This is a genomic window from Amycolatopsis sp. SID8362 (assembly GCF_010550475.1).
Classification (GTDB): Bacteria; Actinomycetota; Actinomycetes; order Mycobacteriales; family Pseudonocardiaceae; genus Amycolatopsis; species Amycolatopsis eburnea.
Window position 1 is genome coordinate 1 of the sequence record NZ_JAAGNB010000560.1, and the last position, 938, is coordinate 938.

General features: G+C 74.4%; 2 pseudogenes. Both read left to right on the forward strand.

The window, feature by feature from the left end:
* Positions 1–610 (forward strand): annotated as a pseudogene (locus G3I65_RS17400) (hypothetical protein); the annotation flags it as partial.
* A gap of 78 nt (positions 611–688) precedes the next feature.
* Positions 689–938 (forward strand): annotated as a pseudogene (locus G3I65_RS17405) (PucR family transcriptional regulator); the annotation flags it as partial.

The window sequence follows — 938 nt, forward strand, 5'->3', positions numbered from 1 at the left end:
GCTGGTGGGCGCGCTCGGCGTCGTCGCGCTGATGGCCGCGGTCGCGGCGCCGCTCGCCCCGCCGCCCGGGCTCACCGCCGACGTCCGGCTGACCGAAGCCGCCGCGGGCCAGGAGATCTCCAACCCGCACGGCGGCGGGACGCCCCGCTGGGTGGACGCCACCGTGACGATCAGCCGTCCCGATCTCGCCGACGACGCCGTCTGGCTCACCGGGTTCGCCTGGCAGGGCGGCGACTTCTACTCCGCGCCGCTGGAGAAGCTGGGCCCCGGCGTCTACCGCACGGCCGAGCCGCTGCCGGCGTTCGGGCAGTGGAAGGCGGGGATCCGGCTGCACGTCGCGAACCGGATGATGGCGCTCGCGCCGATCTACGCGCCCGCCGACCCGGCGGCGAACGCGAAGGTCATCACGGCCGAGTCCGGGAAGCGCGACTTCGTCTCGGAGATCTCGTTCCTCCAGCGCGAACGCAAGACCGACACCCCGCTCGTGCTGTGGACGGTCGCCTACGTCGCGGTCGGGCTGATCTTCGCCGGGATGTGGGCCGCGTTCGCGTGGCTCTACGCGGCCGCGGCGGCGGGGGACGCGGCGCGGCGCCGGCAGACCGCGAGTTAGTGCGGGCCGACGAAACCGGATACTGATTTCGTGTCCTCCGACGAACTAGGCTGACGTCGTCCCGCCTAGCTTCGGGAGGTGCTCGTTTCGGTGAACCTGCGCCCGCACGCCAGCCTCGGCCGTGTCCTCGACGACCTCGGCGGCACCCTCCTGGACCTCGTGCTCGGCGACGGCGACCGCCCGGGCGGCATCGGCGGCGTCGCCATCCACGACCCGCTCGACGAACCCGCGCTGCCGCAGCACGCCCTGGTGCTCGGGGTCGGGCTGGCCGAGCCGGGCGAAGTCGTGCGGCAGCTGCGCACGCTGGCGCGCCACGACGCGGCCGGGC